Source organism: Rhizobium sp. RCC_161_2, from assembly GCF_041355235.1.
Classification (GTDB): Bacteria; Pseudomonadota; Alphaproteobacteria; order Rhizobiales; family Rhizobiaceae; genus Rhizobium.
In genome coordinates, this window is the sequence record NZ_JBFUPL010000002.1 from 670968 (window position 1) to 684593 (window position 13626).

The 13626-nt window shown below is 59.1% G+C and carries 15 protein-coding genes and 5 tRNA genes; 11 read left to right on the top strand and 9 right to left on the bottom strand.

The genetic code is table 11. The annotated features are described in order from the left end of the window. The 4 genes from AB6803_RS07390 to AB6803_RS07405 all read left to right on the top strand — a co-directional run bounded on the left by AB6803_RS07390 (position 1) and on the right by AB6803_RS07405 (position 3531). On the top strand, positions 1 to 1191 hold the full coding sequence (locus AB6803_RS07390; RefSeq protein WP_371108254.1) for an amino acid ABC transporter permease: 1191 nt from the start codon (positions 1 to 3) through the stop codon (positions 1189 to 1191). Position 1192: 1 nt separating this feature from the next. Further along, a complete protein-coding gene (locus AB6803_RS07395; RefSeq protein ID WP_371108255.1) occupies positions 1193 to 2347 on the top strand; it encodes an amino acid ABC transporter permease in 1155 nt (384 codons plus the stop codon). An 18-nt stretch (positions 2348 to 2365) separates the two neighbouring features. Beyond that, positions 2366 to 3139: an amino acid ABC transporter ATP-binding protein gene (locus tag AB6803_RS07400; protein WP_371108256.1), complete on the top strand. Its 774-nt coding sequence runs from the start codon at positions 2366 to 2368 to the stop codon at positions 3137 to 3139. 152 nt (positions 3140 to 3291) lie between these two features. Further along, positions 3292 to 3531, top strand: coding sequence for a hypothetical protein (locus AB6803_RS07405; protein ID WP_012651345.1), 240 nt, complete (start codon positions 3292 to 3294; stop codon positions 3529 to 3531). Positions 3532 to 3561: 30 nt separating this feature from the next. On the opposite strand, the gene AB6803_RS07410 is transcribed toward AB6803_RS07405, so the two are convergent. Continuing rightward, positions 3562 to 4029: an Lrp/AsnC family transcriptional regulator gene (locus AB6803_RS07410; protein ID WP_371108257.1), complete on the bottom strand. Its 468-nt coding sequence runs from the start codon at positions 4027 to 4029 to the stop codon at positions 3562 to 3564. Between the two features lie 104 nt (positions 4030 to 4133). Here AB6803_RS07410 and AB6803_RS07415 point away from each other — a divergent pair, with 104 nt between their 5' ends. Together AB6803_RS07415 and AB6803_RS07420 are read left to right on the top strand one after the other, a co-directional pair. Then, positions 4134 to 4742 carry a LysE family translocator gene (locus tag AB6803_RS07415; RefSeq protein ID WP_371108258.1) on the top strand — a complete coding sequence of 203 codons (609 nt, stop codon included), beginning with the start codon at positions 4134 to 4136 and terminating at the stop codon, positions 4740 to 4742. A gap of 111 nt (positions 4743 to 4853) precedes the next feature. Next, complete coding sequence (locus AB6803_RS07420) at positions 4854 to 4991, top strand: hypothetical protein (protein WP_007693366.1); 138 nt, start codon at positions 4854 to 4856, stop codon at positions 4989 to 4991. Positions 4992 to 5031: 40 nt separating this feature from the next. On the opposite strand, the gene AB6803_RS07425 is transcribed toward AB6803_RS07420, so the two are convergent. From AB6803_RS07425 to AB6803_RS07445, 5 genes are all read right to left on the bottom strand, one after another. Beyond that, a tRNA-Arg gene (locus tag AB6803_RS07425) sits at positions 5032 to 5108 on the bottom strand. Positions 5109 to 5202: 94 nt separating this feature from the next. Beyond that, positions 5203 to 5508 carry an ETC complex I subunit gene (locus AB6803_RS07430; RefSeq protein WP_007691017.1) on the bottom strand — a complete coding sequence of 102 codons (306 nt, stop codon included), beginning with the start codon at positions 5506 to 5508 and terminating at the stop codon, positions 5203 to 5205. A gap of 176 nt (positions 5509 to 5684) precedes the next feature. Continuing rightward, positions 5685 to 5761 (bottom strand) — tRNA-Pro (locus AB6803_RS07435). Between the two features lie 124 nt (positions 5762 to 5885). After that, positions 5886 to 6398 carry a DUF192 domain-containing protein gene (locus AB6803_RS07440; RefSeq protein WP_371108259.1) on the bottom strand — a complete coding sequence of 171 codons (513 nt, stop codon included), beginning with the start codon at positions 6396 to 6398 and terminating at the stop codon, positions 5886 to 5888. Between the two features lies 1 nt (position 6399). Next, the gene (locus AB6803_RS07445; protein ID WP_007691013.1) at positions 6400 to 6978 is read right to left on the bottom strand and encodes a cold-shock protein; all 579 of its coding nucleotides are present in this window, start codon (positions 6976 to 6978) and stop codon (positions 6400 to 6402) included. Between the two features lie 195 nt (positions 6979 to 7173). On the opposite strand from AB6803_RS07445, the gene AB6803_RS07450 reads away from it, so the two are divergent. The 5 genes from AB6803_RS07450 to AB6803_RS07470 all read left to right on the top strand — a co-directional run bounded on the left by AB6803_RS07450 (position 7174) and on the right by AB6803_RS07470 (position 9212). Next, positions 7174 to 7614, top strand: coding sequence for a VOC family protein (locus AB6803_RS07450; protein WP_371108260.1), 441 nt, complete (start codon positions 7174 to 7176; stop codon positions 7612 to 7614). 209 nt (positions 7615 to 7823) lie between these two features. Then, entirely contained in the window at positions 7824 to 8627 is an 804-nt protein-coding gene (locus AB6803_RS07455; protein WP_371108261.1) for a hypothetical protein, read from the top strand. Positions 8628 to 8784: 157 nt separating this feature from the next. Next, a tRNA-Glu gene (locus tag AB6803_RS07460) sits at positions 8785 to 8859 on the top strand. A gap of 84 nt (positions 8860 to 8943) precedes the next feature. Beyond that, positions 8944 to 9018: transfer RNA gene (locus AB6803_RS07465), tRNA-Glu, on the top strand. A gap of 119 nt (positions 9019 to 9137) precedes the next feature. After that, positions 9138 to 9212: transfer RNA gene (locus AB6803_RS07470), tRNA-Glu, on the top strand. Positions 9213 to 9246: 34 nt separating this feature from the next. On the opposite strand, the gene AB6803_RS07475 is transcribed toward AB6803_RS07470, so the two are convergent. From AB6803_RS07475 to AB6803_RS07485, 3 genes are all read right to left on the bottom strand, one after another. Beyond that, complete coding sequence (locus tag AB6803_RS07475; RefSeq protein ID WP_371108262.1) at positions 9247 to 10224, bottom strand: phosphodiester glycosidase family protein; 978 nt, start codon at positions 10222 to 10224, stop codon at positions 9247 to 9249. A 163-nt stretch (positions 10225 to 10387) separates the two neighbouring features. Continuing rightward, positions 10388 to 12193 (bottom strand): single-stranded-DNA-specific exonuclease RecJ, encoded by a 1806-nt coding sequence (gene recJ / locus AB6803_RS07480; protein ID WP_371108263.1) that lies wholly within the window; start codon positions 12191 to 12193, stop codon positions 10388 to 10390. Between the two features lie 56 nt (positions 12194 to 12249). Beyond that, the gene (locus AB6803_RS07485; protein WP_371108264.1) at positions 12250 to 13569 is read right to left on the bottom strand and encodes a homoserine dehydrogenase; all 1320 of its coding nucleotides are present in this window, start codon (positions 13567 to 13569) and stop codon (positions 12250 to 12252) included. Between the last annotated feature and the right edge of the window lie 57 nt (positions 13570 to 13626).

The window sequence follows — 13626 nt, forward strand, 5'->3', positions numbered from 1 at the left end:
ATGGCAATTACTGTAAATTCGCCTGAGGGCGAGCGATCATTCGTATCTGCAATATATAACCCCAAAGTCAGGGGGGTGTTTTATCAGGTTGTTACACTTGTCATTCTCGTGGCCGTCGGCTGGTTCCTCATCGAGAATACGATCGACAATCTGCGTGCGTTGAACCGCTCCTTTGGCTTCGACTTTCTCGAAGGTCGCTCCGGCTTCAACCTGGGACAGGCGTTGATTCCCTATTCTAGCGACTCCACCAATACCGATGCGCTCATCGTCGGCTTACTCAATACACTTCTTATTTCAGCGGTTGGCATCGTCGCCGCAACGATTGTCGGCTTCATCATCGGCATCGGCAGGCTTTCGAAGAATTGGCTGATCGCGAAGCTTTCCCAGACCTATGTCGAAATCTTCCGCAACATCCCGCCGCTGCTCGTTATCTTCTTCTGGTACAGCGGCGTTCTGGTGCTGCTGCCACAAGCGCGAGACGCCGTGCATCTGCCATTCTCCACCTATCTCAGCAATCGTGGCCTCGCCTTCCCCAGCCCGATTTTCGGTGCGGGCATGTGGGCCGTCGGTCTTGCTTTCGTTGTAGCGATCGTGGCGGTATTTTTCCTGGCGCGCTGGGCGCACAAGCGCCAGGTGGCAACCGGCCAGCAATTCCATACGATCTGGGTATCGATCGGCGTGCTGATCGGCTTGCCGCTAGTGATCTTCCTTGCGGCAGGCTTGCCGCTCTCCTTCGATTATCCAGTTGCCGGCAAATTCAACCTGACGGGCGGATTCGTCGTGGGACCGGAGTTCATCGCGCTTCTCCTGGCATTGTCTCTTTACACCGCGACCTATATTGCCGAAATCGTACGCGCCGGTATTCGCGGCGTAGCAAAAGGCCAGTCGGAAGCGGCAGGTGCGCTCGGCCTTCGCGCGTCGACCATCACCAGGCTCGTGGTCATTCCGCAGGCAATGCGCATCATCATTCCGCCATTGACGAGCCAATATCTTAATCTGATCAAGAACTCTTCGCTCGCCATTGCCATCGGCTACGCCGACCTCGTCGCCGTCGGCGGCGTGATCCTCAATCAGTCCGGCCGCGCGGTCGAAGTCGTCATCATATGGATGATCATCTATCTCGCCTTGAGCATCGCAACGTCGCTGTTTATGAACTGGTTCAATGCCAAGATGGCTCTGGTGGAGAGATAAGATGTCCAACACAAGCCAAAGCTTTGTCAGCAAGACCATTCTTCCGCCGCAGCCGGCTCCGGCAGGCGAAAAAGGGGCCGCTCACTGGATCAGGAAAAATCTGCTGGCGACGCCGAAGGATACGGTCCTGACCATTCTCGCCATCGCCCTTCTTGCCTGGGCCGTTCCGCATATCATTAGCTGGCTGTTCGTCCAAGCTGCCTGGAGCGGCGCCGATCGCAGCTTCTGCGCGACGACCGTACAGGGCGGAACGCAGCCGGACGGTTGGAGCGGCGCTTGCTGGGCTTTCGTCCGCTCGAAATTCGTCATCTTCATGTTCGGCCTCTATCCGCCGGACGAACGCTGGCGGCCTGTGCTCGTTGCGATTCTGACGATTATCGCCTTCGTGCCACTCATGATGCCATCGCTTCCCAGGAAGGGATTGAACGCGATTCTGGCATTCTTCGTGCTACCGATCGTTTCGTTCTTTCTGCTCCATGGCGGCTTCGGCCTAGAGGTCGTGGAAACGGAGAGATGGGGCGGCCTGCTGGTGACGTTGGTGATCTCCTTCGTCGGGATCGCGGTCTCGTTTCCATTCGGCATCGTGCTTGCACTCGGACGCCGCTCGAAAATGCCTGTCGTCCGCATGCTGTGCGTGATCTTTATCGAGGTCATCCGTGGCGTGCCATTGATCACGGTGTTGTTCATGGCCAGCTACATGCTGCCATTGTTCATGCCGCAGGGCTGGACGGTGGATAAGCTGCTGCGCGCCATAGTTGGCGTCGCGATCTTCACCTCGGCCTATATGGCCGAAGTCATTCGCGGCGGCCTACAGGCCGTGCCGAAAGGCCAGTTCGAAGGCGCCGACTCGCTGGGCCTCGGCTACTGGCAGAAAATGCGGCTGATCGTTCTGCCGCAGGCCATCAAGCTGGTCCTCCCAGGCATCGTCAACACCTACATCGGCATGTTCAAGGACACGTCGCTGGTAGCGATCATTGGCATGTTCGATCTGCTCGGCATCGTCCGCCAGAATTTCTCCGACGCCAACTGGGCGAGCCCCGTGACACCGATCACGGGCCTGGTCTTCGCCGGCTTCGTGTTCTGGCTGTTCTGCTTCGGCATGTCGCGCTATTCAGGCTTCATGGAACGCCATCTCGACACCGGTCACAAACGATAAAAACTGAGGGAAAACAATATGGCTGACGCCCAACCGAAAAAACTGACCATTTCCGATACGGAAGTCGCGGTTGAAATGATCAACATGAACAAGTGGTACGGCGATTTCCACGTACTGCGCGATATCAACCTCAAGGTCATGCGCGGCGAGCGCATCGTCATCGCCGGCCCGTCGGGCTCGGGCAAGTCCACGATGATCCGCTGCATCAACCGGCTGGAAGAGCACCAGAGAGGCAACATCTTCGTCGACGGCACCGAGCTCACCAACGATCTGAAGAAGATCGACGAGGTGCGCCGCGAAGTTGGCATGGTGTTCCAGCACTTCAACCTCTTCCCGCATCTGACGATCCTGGAAAACTGCACGCTGGCGCCGATCTGGGTGCGCAAGATGCCGAAGAAGCAGGCGGAAGAAATCGCCATGCACTTCCTCACCCGCGTCAAGATCCCGGAACAAGCGAAGAAATATCCGGGCCAGCTCTCCGGCGGTCAGCAGCAGCGCGTGGCCATCGCCCGCTCGCTCTGCATGAACCCGAAAATCATGCTGTTCGATGAACCGACCTCGGCACTCGACCCGGAAATGATCAAGGAAGTGCTCGACACCATGGTGGGTCTCGCCGAAGAAGGCATGACCATGCTCTGCGTCACCCACGAAATGGGCTTCGCCCGCCAGGTCGCCAACCGCGTCATCTTCATGGACCAGGGACAGATCGTCGAACAGAACTCGCCGAAGGAGTTCTTCGACAATCCGCAGCATGAACGCACCAAGCTGTTCCTCAGCCAGATCCTGCACTGATCCTGCGCAAATATCGAATAATCAAAACCCGCCGGCTGTGACGCAGCCGGCGGTTTTTTCATTTGATGCGACTTATCCGACCATCGCCGCATTAACCATCTTGACACCCGGAACGAACCGGAACATTGTGCGAACAAACAAGGACAAACACAATGGCATCCGGCGAAAAATTCATCATCCTTCCCTACAAGAAGAACCGTGGAAACCTGGTTCCAGGCGAAATGCGCCAAGCCTCCAGCGCCGCCGGCGCCGAGAAGATCGCCTCCTCCATGTCCGCTCGCTTCATCGGCGTCGCCGCCTATGCGGTCATGGTTGATGAAGAGACCGGCGACATGACAGCCCCTCGCCTGCTGGCCCGGCACGGCGAAATCGCGGATCTGAATGCTGCCTGATATTGCTCATCACCAAACCGGATACGGTCTTTAGCGCAAAGGCAATGCATAGGTCTGCTTGACGATCTGGCTCGGAACATCCGTCTTGACGTTCTGGATGCCGTTGATCCTCGTCAGGTGGGTTGACTGGAATTGCCGGTAATCATCAAGATCGGAAACGACGACGCGCAGCAACGCATCGCTTTCGCCCAGCATGATGTAGCACTCCATCACCTGCGGCAGCTTCTTCATCGCCGCCATGAAGTGGTCGATGGTTTCGGCATCCTGGGCCGTCAGCCAGACGCGGGCGAACATCGAGAGAGGCAGCCCGGCCTTGACCGGATCGACCACCGCCACGTAGCGGTCGATGATGCCGGCTTCCTCAAGCAGCTTGACCCGTCGCAGACAGGGTGACGGCGACAGGCCCACTTCCTTTGCAAGTTCGATATTCTGGAGACGCCCATCCCGTTGCAGCGCGCGCAAGATACGTTTGTCGATATCATCCAGCCGCATTGGCATTCCCTACCAATATTTTGTTCAATCGGAATTCTGATGCCAATTAATCAGCAAAAATTGGCGCCTTTGCAACCCGATTGCGCGCCTTTACTCCTACGATGTCCATCATGGAGAACACAAATCTGCTTTTCTTCGCAGCCACCGTGCTGCCGCTCATCTGCACTCCTGGGCCGGATATGCTGTTCGTGGCATCGCAAACCCTGTCGGGCGGTGCCGCGGCCGGGTTGCGCGCAACAGCCGGCGTCTGCATCGGCTATGTGACGCATTCCGCTCTCGTAGCATTCGGTGTCGCCGCCATCATCGCCGCCTCGCCGGCGCTCTTTATCACTCTTCGCTGGATGGGCATCATCTATCTAGTATATCTTGCAGCCCGGCTGATCCGCTCATCGATGACATCCGGCAAGATCGCGCTATCGGCGGCAATCAGCGCCAATCAGCTTCAGCGGGGCTTCCTGACGGCCGTCCTCAACCCTAAAGGCATGATGATCTACTTCGCCATCCTGCCGCAATTCATGCAGCACCGGGGCAACATCGCGCTACAGGCATCCATCCTTTCAGCGACCTTCATCGGACTATGCGCCGCCGTCTACACCATCCTCAGTTTCGCGATCGCGGCAGCCGGCGCGCGGGGCCGCTTCGACGACCGCCGCCGGCGATGGATCGAGGGACTAGCTGGCGGTCTTTTACTTGTTGCAGCCGGCAGGCTGGCGGCCTGAAAAGGCATATAGCGCACCGCCACGAACGCGATATACTATCGCCGGCTGCGCAGGACGCAGTTTTCGCGAGGCGTTGGGGAACGGGGCGTGAAAAAGAGCGACAGGATAGTCATGACACTCGCGCTTCTGGGCGCAGCAATCATCGTCATCAAAATGATCGGGGCGATGTCCGGATACGATTTGATCGAGATGGCGGTCAATGCAACCAGGCCGGCCGATAGCGGCGGCTGGCTGGCGGCGACACGCTGAGGCGCGTTACCTATGCGTTGGGAATGGACAAGCTAGAAATTGGCGACCCCTGCAGGATTCGAACCTGCGACCACCTGCTTAGAAGGCAGGTGCTCTATCCAGCTGAGCTAAGGGGCCTTGAAGCCAAGGCGCCGCGAGCTGGTCGCGGCGGGCACTACATGCCTGAAACTGCCGCCAAACTCAATGGGTGGCGTTGCAATGAACACCTGGCTCAATGAGTCCAGGGCTGGATGCGGCTGAAGCGGAAGTTGTCGGTGTAGGAGACCACCTGACGGTTGGCGTCCTTCGGAGCGATGACGCGGTATTCGATGCCCTCGCGCTGGGCATAGGCTTCGGCCTGCTCCTGCGTGTCGAAGGTCAGCTTGAGCTGCTGGCGCGTGTCGGCCGAGGAGGTATAGCCCATGATCGGATCGATCTTGCGCGGGATTTCCTGGTCGAATTCCAGAACCCAGAGGTGAGTCTTGGCCTTGCCGGACTGCATGGCGGTCTTTGCGGGACGGTAAATCTTGGCAGGCATCGCTGCAGCGCCTCCGAATAAGCGGGACAGCCCGCTTCCTTGCTTCTCTTGTCTTCGCCCAGCCCTTTCGGACAGAGCGCATATGGGATTCTGCTTAGCCGCGAATCCCTTGGTTATCAAGCGAAAAGGCGGCTCCGCCTCATCTCAATCCATCGATAGTTCTAGGGGATTTAAAATGGTCGGAGTGGAGAGATTCGAACTCCCGACCCTCTGGTCCCAAACCAGATGCGCTACCAGACTGCGCTACACTCCGTACCCTTCCGCAATCTTCAGAAGATCGCGCGCCCTGCTTGGCAGAACGAGTGCGGAGATACACGGTTCATCCCTGCGCTGCAACAGCTAAAATCGCATCGAACCGATGATCCCCGGGGAAAGATCTATTTGCCGTGCTTGGCAGAAAGAGTGGCGCTCGTTACCTTGTCGCCGACGGCGAGGCCAAGTTTCTTCACAATCCCGCCATTGAGCTCGATGACGTAAGCGACCGGCCCGCCAGAGCTGATGATCGCTTCCGAATAGGGAACGGCATTTTCCTGGATATGGGTTATGACGCCATTCTTGTCCAGGAAAAGCATGTCCAGCGACAGCTTGGTATTTTTCATCCACATCATCACCGGACGCGATGTGCCGAAATCGAACAGCATGCCGTGATCGGCCGGCATCGTGTCGCGATACATCAGGCCGAACTCCAGCTGCGGTTCGGTCAGCGCCAATTCCACCGTGAACTTGTGCGTCGCGCCCTTCGCCGTCGTGATCGACAGCGGCTCGGATTGAAACTTGACCGTTTGCTCGCTCGCGGTCTGTGCGGCAAAACTCGTTGGGACGGCGCCGCAAACAAGAAAAAGCGCCAAAGCGGCGCTCTTCAAAACGACAAAAGACAGTCTTGCGGTCATCTCAATGCGGCCGCGTTGCCGGGCTCGGCGCATCCGGATGGATTTCCGCCGCCATCAGCCCCTTTTCGCCCGGCCCGAAGCGAACGAGAACCACCTGCCCCGGCCGCAGCTCGGCGAGACCGAAACGGCGCAACGTTTCCATATGCACGAAGATGTCCTCTGTGCCCTCGCCGCGCGTCAGGAAGCCGAAACCCTTGGTGCGGTTGAACCACTTGACCAAGGCGCGCTCAAGGCCGCTCGTCGCAGTCACCTGGACATGCGTGCGCACCGGCGGCATCTGCGACGGGTGCACGGCAGTCGACTGGTCCATGGAGAGGATCTTGAAGGCCTGATAACCACGTTCACGGCGCTGGATCAGCGCGACGATGCGCGTTCCCTCGAGAATAGTCTGATAACCGTCACGGCGCAGACAGGTCACATGCAACAAAACGTCCTGCATGCCGTTATCCGGAACGATGAAGCCAAAGCCCTTGGCAACGTCGAACCATTTTACGACGCCTGAGATCTCGATAAGATCGACGGCTTCGCCCGATAACTCTCCGAAGTCGGCTATTCCCTTCGATGAAATTCTGTCGCTCATCCTGGCCAGCCCTCGATTACGCGTCACACTGTTACGGTTAACTGATTCCTTGAAATCAAGTTTAACATCTTGGTAACGGAAATGCGCAAGTCCTAGTTTTGTTTATTCCCACCCTTGATTATCAAGCCGAAGTCTTGCCTGAAGCTGGTGTCCCGTTTCATGATCGGTCCAGCACAACATTAGAGAGGAAATAGAATGCGTTATCTCCACACCATGGTCCGCGTGACGGATCTCGAGGCGTCACTGCATTTTTATAGCACTCTATTCGGCCTTACCGAAACCCGCCGCTATGAAAACGAAAAAGGCCGCTTCACGCTCGTTTTCCTGGCCGCCAGCGAGGATGCCGAATCATCGCGGAACAGCGGCGCACCCAGCCTCGAGTTGACCTACAACTGGGATCTGGAGGAGTATACCGGAGGACGCAACTTCGGTCACCTCGCCTACGAGGTCGACGATATCTATGCCACCTGCCAGAAGCTCCAGGACAACGGCATCACGATCAACCGGCCGCCACGTGACGGTCATATGGCCTTCGTGCGCTCGCCGGACGGCATTTCCATCGAGATTCTCCAGAAGGGCGCCAACCTTGCGCCCGCTGAACCCTGGGTTTCGATGCAAAATACAGGCGCCTGGTAAAAGGCTAGCTTTCGCGAGGCTTACGGCGTGCGCGGAACAATTGGTTTCGCGCTTGCCGGCCATACCCGATCTCCGGCATGCTTGGACGACTCGAAGCATCATGCATCGGATTTCGCGGGGTCACATCGTTCCCAGTCAACGTCGCGCGACATCATCGTCCCTCGCAAGAGGCCGTTCCGGTGCACAGTCTTTAAAGCGGGGAACGTCCTTTGTGCGATCAGCAGATTCTATCCGGCAATGAGAAGCGCGCAAGCGCTATTGCAGTCGCTCTCTCTTTTTTGATGCTCTCCGGCTGCGCGACGACGGGCGACAAGCCAAAGCTGGCGGAGACCCCAACGCCGCCGAACGCCGCCGAACAGCTTGCGGACTCTCTCAACAGCAACGCCGAGGCGAAGCGGCTAAAAGGCGACGTTGCCTATCGCGATCCGCTGGTCCGCAGCGTGCATGGCGTCAGGCGACAGATCGTCAGCGAGCAGGCGAACGATCAATCTGCCTTCCCGCCCGCGCCAATCACTGCTCAAGGTGTTCCCACGGATATACCGGCCGGCATCGGCGGGCTGGTAACCCAGCCGACGGCGGTAAACGCCAGCAGGAGCAGCATCTACGCCGCGCCGGCACCGATCGCCGTCAATCCGGACGGCACGCTTGCCAAGACACAGCAGGACGCTGGCCAGCAGGGAATCACGCCGTTCATGCGCAGTGTCTACACCTTGCCGCCTAGTGCCGCGCAGAACGTCGCACCTCAGCAGGGCGATGGGGGCATGCCGGTGGGTCGGACCTCCGAAGCCGTGCTTCCCCCGCCCGTCATCCGCAACGCCGCCCCACCATCGACGAGCCCGATGAAGCCGACGGCGGACGCCACCCCCTCGAAAATCATGCCGGCACGCGGCTCCTCCGCCCGCAGGATCGACAGCAAGGAAGCCCTCATGCTGGCGCACATCGCCGCGTCGAAGGGCCAGGGCACGGACACCAAACCGCTGATCGCACAGACGCCGAGCGCAACGGGGCTATAAGCCACTTCCCTTCGCAGACCTTCACAACATCCTGTTAAGGCAGGCTTATTCAAATTTCGTTGTAGCTTCATGCACCTGTCATTTTTTCGAAGAAAAAGCGAAATAGGCGCTTGCGGGAATGAAATCACCCCGCTATAAGCGCGCCACACAACAGCACGCGCCCTTCGTCTATCGGTTAGGACGACAGATTTTCATTCTGTAAAGAGGGGTTCGACTCCCCTAGGGCGTGCCACTGTTGCTCTCTCCTCATTCACAAGAATGCCTGTTCCGCTTGCGACGGCTTTGCGCTATTCCTATATGCGAGCGAGCGCACCATGCGCCCTTCGTCTATCGGTTAGGACAACAGATTCTCATTCTGTAAAGAGGGGTTCGACTCCCCTAGGGCGTACCAAATGGAACTACCTCGAAGTTTTCCACAATCGCCTCGAAAAATCTGCTCCTAGCCATGGATTTTTCTCGATTTTCCGCTTGCGGGATCAAAAGGTGCTGACTATAAGGGCGCCACAGCACGCGCCCTTCGTCTATCGGTTAGGACGACAGATTTTCATTCTGTAAAGAGGGGTTCGACTCCCCTAGGGCGTGCCACTGTCTTTCCCCCGAAATCATTGAATTCATATTGCTATTTTCGCTCGACGGTCAAAACCATCGGCATAGCCCAGGTAGCGTTTGAAAGCGGCCACCTTAAGAGCCGAACCTCATCACCATACACTTGCGCCTCCCAGCGCGCATAGAGTTTTCTCTGGAAACCCGACAGCCGGACGCTTTGACAAGCAATCGGCCCACCATCGAAATTGAGCGCTGTCTTCAAATCCAGAGGAGATCTTTTTAGAAACTCAGCCAATGGACCGAGCGGAAAAAAAGCTTCCTTCGTCGTCCCGACGATGATGCGACCGGCACCATCCTTGCCAACAAAGGTGCGATTGGCGAGCCAGCGGCTATTTGTCGTGACGTGAGTCTGCCCGTCTGCTCCGATCAGAAGAGGATAGGAAACCATCGCATTTGCCGCACCTGTCAACGCAGCTTGCCAATCCTGGTGAGACAGATCCTTGATATCAGCGAAACCGTCACCTGCGACAAAGGCTCCGGCCCTCGCATCGTATGTTGTCGGCCCCAGAGCGATGCCGTTACTTATGATCGGCGTATCGGGTTTGCCTTTCAGGTCATAGTAGCTGCCGTTAACGATGAGGATTGCGTTTGGTAGGGTCTGTTCCCATTCATCAATCCCCTTATCGCCGTTTGGCGCGTTTCTCGCCACAAAGCGGTAAAGCGTCGGGTCGATGCGGTTCAGTAGTATACGGTCAACCTCTTGGCCATTGACCATAACCGGCAGCTCTGCAACCTCGAAGCCCTTTTCGGGTTCTTGCCAAACCAGAGGTCCCGGTTGCGCGACTGGCTGTGGATCGCTCAGAGCAAGCCGCATAGACGGTGACAAGCGTGAATCATCAGCCTTGATCGAAATCCAATAGGTGCCGCCGCGCCGGAAAAATGTGTTGAACCCGTAAGCGCCATTGCGCTCCCATACCCAACCCGCTGCGCCCATCGTTACCAGCAATATCAAGATAGAAATGGCGATAGAAAACTTAAATCTAAAAGACATAGCGACCATCCAAAAAATCACGAAATTTATCGGTTGCAGTACTGACCGATGTAGATCGATATTTATTGAGAAATGGCGATAATTGGGGCGCGAATGGCGAATTCTGCTGGAATAATAATTCTCTAATATTGCAGCATTCAGCGCCTACAGGGTCTTTTACTGCCTAAGGCGCCTTGGCTGCATCCGTAACACGCAGCTGGACACGGCGGTTGCCCTGCCAGTGGTCAGCGCCGAGCGTGCCGGCGACGTGGATCTGTGATCCGCGCGACGACATCAGGAGCTCGCCGAGTGGTGTCTCTGCGGCGCGGAAGGCGATGCCGTCGAGGCGGCCGCCGTCCTGTGCTTCCAGCGTGATCTTGATGTGCGACTGGCCGACGAGGCGCGAATCGCGCAGGCGATGGCTCGGCAGGGCGAAGATCGGCTGTGGATGGCCGGAACCATAGGGACCGGCGGTTTCGAGCTGGTCGATCAGATCCACGGTCGCGCCGCTGGCGCCGAGCGCGCCGTCGATCTTCAGCGTTTCGTTGGCGACGAGGCCGGGCACCTGCCTCTCCGCCTTCTCGGTGAAGAAGGCACGCAGTTTCCCGAGATTGCCGCGCTCGACCGTCAGGCCCGCCGCCATGGCGTGGCCGCCGCCCTTGACCAGCAGACCGGCATCGACGGCGGCGCGCACCATGCGGCCCATGTCGAAGCCATTGATCGAGCGTCCGGAACCCGTGCCCTTGCCGTTGGGATCAAAGGCAATCGCGAAGGCCGGGCGGCGGAACTTGTCCTTCAGCCGCGAGGCGATCAGGCCGACAATGCCCGGATGCCAATTCTCGCGCGCCGTGACGATGATCGAGGCGCCGTCGCCATTGCCGTATTCCGCCAGCGCCTCGGCTTCCGCCTCCTGCAGCATGGCGGCTTCCATGGCCTGGCGCTCACGGTTCAGCTCGTCCAGCTTCTCGGCGATCGTCTCGGCTTCGCTGCTATCCTCGAGTGTCAGCAAGCGCGCGCCAAGCGCCGCATCGCCGATTCGCCCGCCGGCATTGATGCGTGGACCGATCAGGAAGCCGAAATGATAGGGCGTCACAGGGCCGCCGAGCCCCGCCTTCCGGAAGAGTGCCGCAAGGCCGGGATTGCCCTGATGACGGGCTGCGATCAGGCCCTTGACGACATAAGCGCGATTGAGCCCCTTCAGCGGCACGACATCGCAGACCGTCGCCAGCGCGACGATATCAAGCCAGGCCAGCAGATCGATGGAGCGGACGCGGGCATCGCCTGCCTCGCGCAGCTGCCGCAAGGCGGCGACCAGAACGAGAAAGACGACCCCCGCGGCGCAGAGATGCCCCTGCCCCGACAGATCGTCCTCGCGATTCGGATTGACCAGCGCATGGCAGTGCGGCAGCTCATGCGCAACCTGATGGTGGTCGATGACGACGACGTCGATATTGCGGGCTTTCGCCGCCTCCAGCGATTCGAAGCTGGTGGAGCCGCAGTCGACGGTGACGATCAGCGTCGCGCCGTTGTCGATGAGCTGATTGATGGCGGCAGGGTTGGGGCCGTAGCCTTCGAAGATGCGGTCGGGAATATAGATGCTGGCCGGCACGCCGAAATGGGTGAGAAAGCGGTAGAGCAACGCGGAAGACGCGGCGCCATCGACGTCGTAGTCGCCGAAGATCGCGACGGTCTCTCCAGTCTTGACGGCACGCAGCAGGCGCCCGGCTGCTTTTTCGCAATCGGTCAGCAAATAGGGATCCGGCATCAGGCTGCGGATGGTCGGATCGAGAAACGCCATGGCCTCGTCGACGCCGACGCCGCGGCCGGCAAGGACGCGGGCGATCAGATCCGGTAGACCGTGGGTCTGGGCCATGGCCAGCGCCCGGTTCTGGCCGGCCTGGTCGAGCCGGGAGACCCAGCGATTGCCGGACACGGAGCGTTCGACGCCCAGAAATGCCCGCTGCACAGGATCTGCCGGTTGTTCCACCATGTCTCCCAGAATTGAGCGGTCCCGCTCCGCTTTACCGGAACGAGCCGCGTGTCTGATTATTCCTTCGGCCGCTCGATGCGGATGACCTGCGGCTCGCCGACGAGATAGCCCTCGGTCTTGATCGCGGCGACTGCCTTGCGCACCGAATCCTCCATCGTCGCATGGGTGACGAGGATGATCGTCTGGTGATGGGACGGCGACAGGTGCTGTGTCGAGCGCTGCACGATCGATTCCAGCGAAATGTTGTTTTCCGCCATGCGGGTCGCAACGCTGGCGAAAACGCCGGTGCGATCGAGAACGGTCAGACGGATGAAATAGCCGCCCTCATGGCTCTGCATCTGCGCCTTGCGATAGGGCTCCAGCGCCTTGGCCGGGTGGCCGAGCACCGGCACGCGCTGCGCACCCGGCTGGCTCTTGGCGATATCGGCGATATCACCGAGCACGGAGGAAGCTGTCGCATTGCCGCCGGCGCCTGGGCCGACCATCAGCAATTCGCCGAGGATGTCGGATTCGATCGCCACCGCATTGGTGACGCCATCGACCTGGGCAATGACCGAATCGAGCGGCACCATCGTCGGATGGACGCGCTGTTCGATGCCGGTCTCGGTGCGCTGGGCGACACCGAGCAGCTTGATGCGGTAACCGAGGTCGGCAGCCGCGCGGATATCCTCGATGGAGATGTTGGTGATCCCCTCGAGATAGATGTCGTCGGCCGCGATGCGATTGCCGAAGGCGAGCGTCGTCAGGATGGCGAGCTTGTGGGCGGTGTCATTGCCTTCGATGTCGAAGGCCGGATCGGCTTCGGCATAGCCGAGACGCTGGGCTTCCTTGAGGCAATCGGCAAAGGACAGGCCTTCCTTCTCCATCCGGGTCAGGATGTAGTTGCAGGTGCCGTTCATGATGCCATAGACGCGCGAAATCGTGTTGCCGGTCAGGGATTCGCGCAGCGCCTTGATGACGGGAATGCCGCCAGCAACCGCCGCTTCGAAGTTGAGCAGCGCGCCCTTCTCTTCGGCAATCGTGGCAAGCTCGACGCCGTGATAGGCGAGCAGCGCCTTGTTGGCGGTGACGACGTGCAGGCCACGCGCAAGTGCCGCGCGCACGGCGGCGTTGGCAGCCCCTTCGGAGCCGCCGATCAACTCGACGAACACATCGATATCGGCCTTCTGCGCCAGATCGACCGGGCCACCGAACCATTCGATATCGGTGAGGTCGATGCCGCGATCCTTGGTGCGATCGCGCGCCGTGACGGCGACAATCTTGATCGGGCGACCGCAGGTGACGGCAAGCTCGTTGGCGCGGCTCTGAATGATACGAACGAGCGAGGCACCAACGGTGCCCAAGCCCGCAACGCCGATTTTGAGGGCATCTGCCATGGATAGTTCCTGATCAATGTCTTGGGGCACGGCAGCCGTGGAAACGGCTGCCGTGAA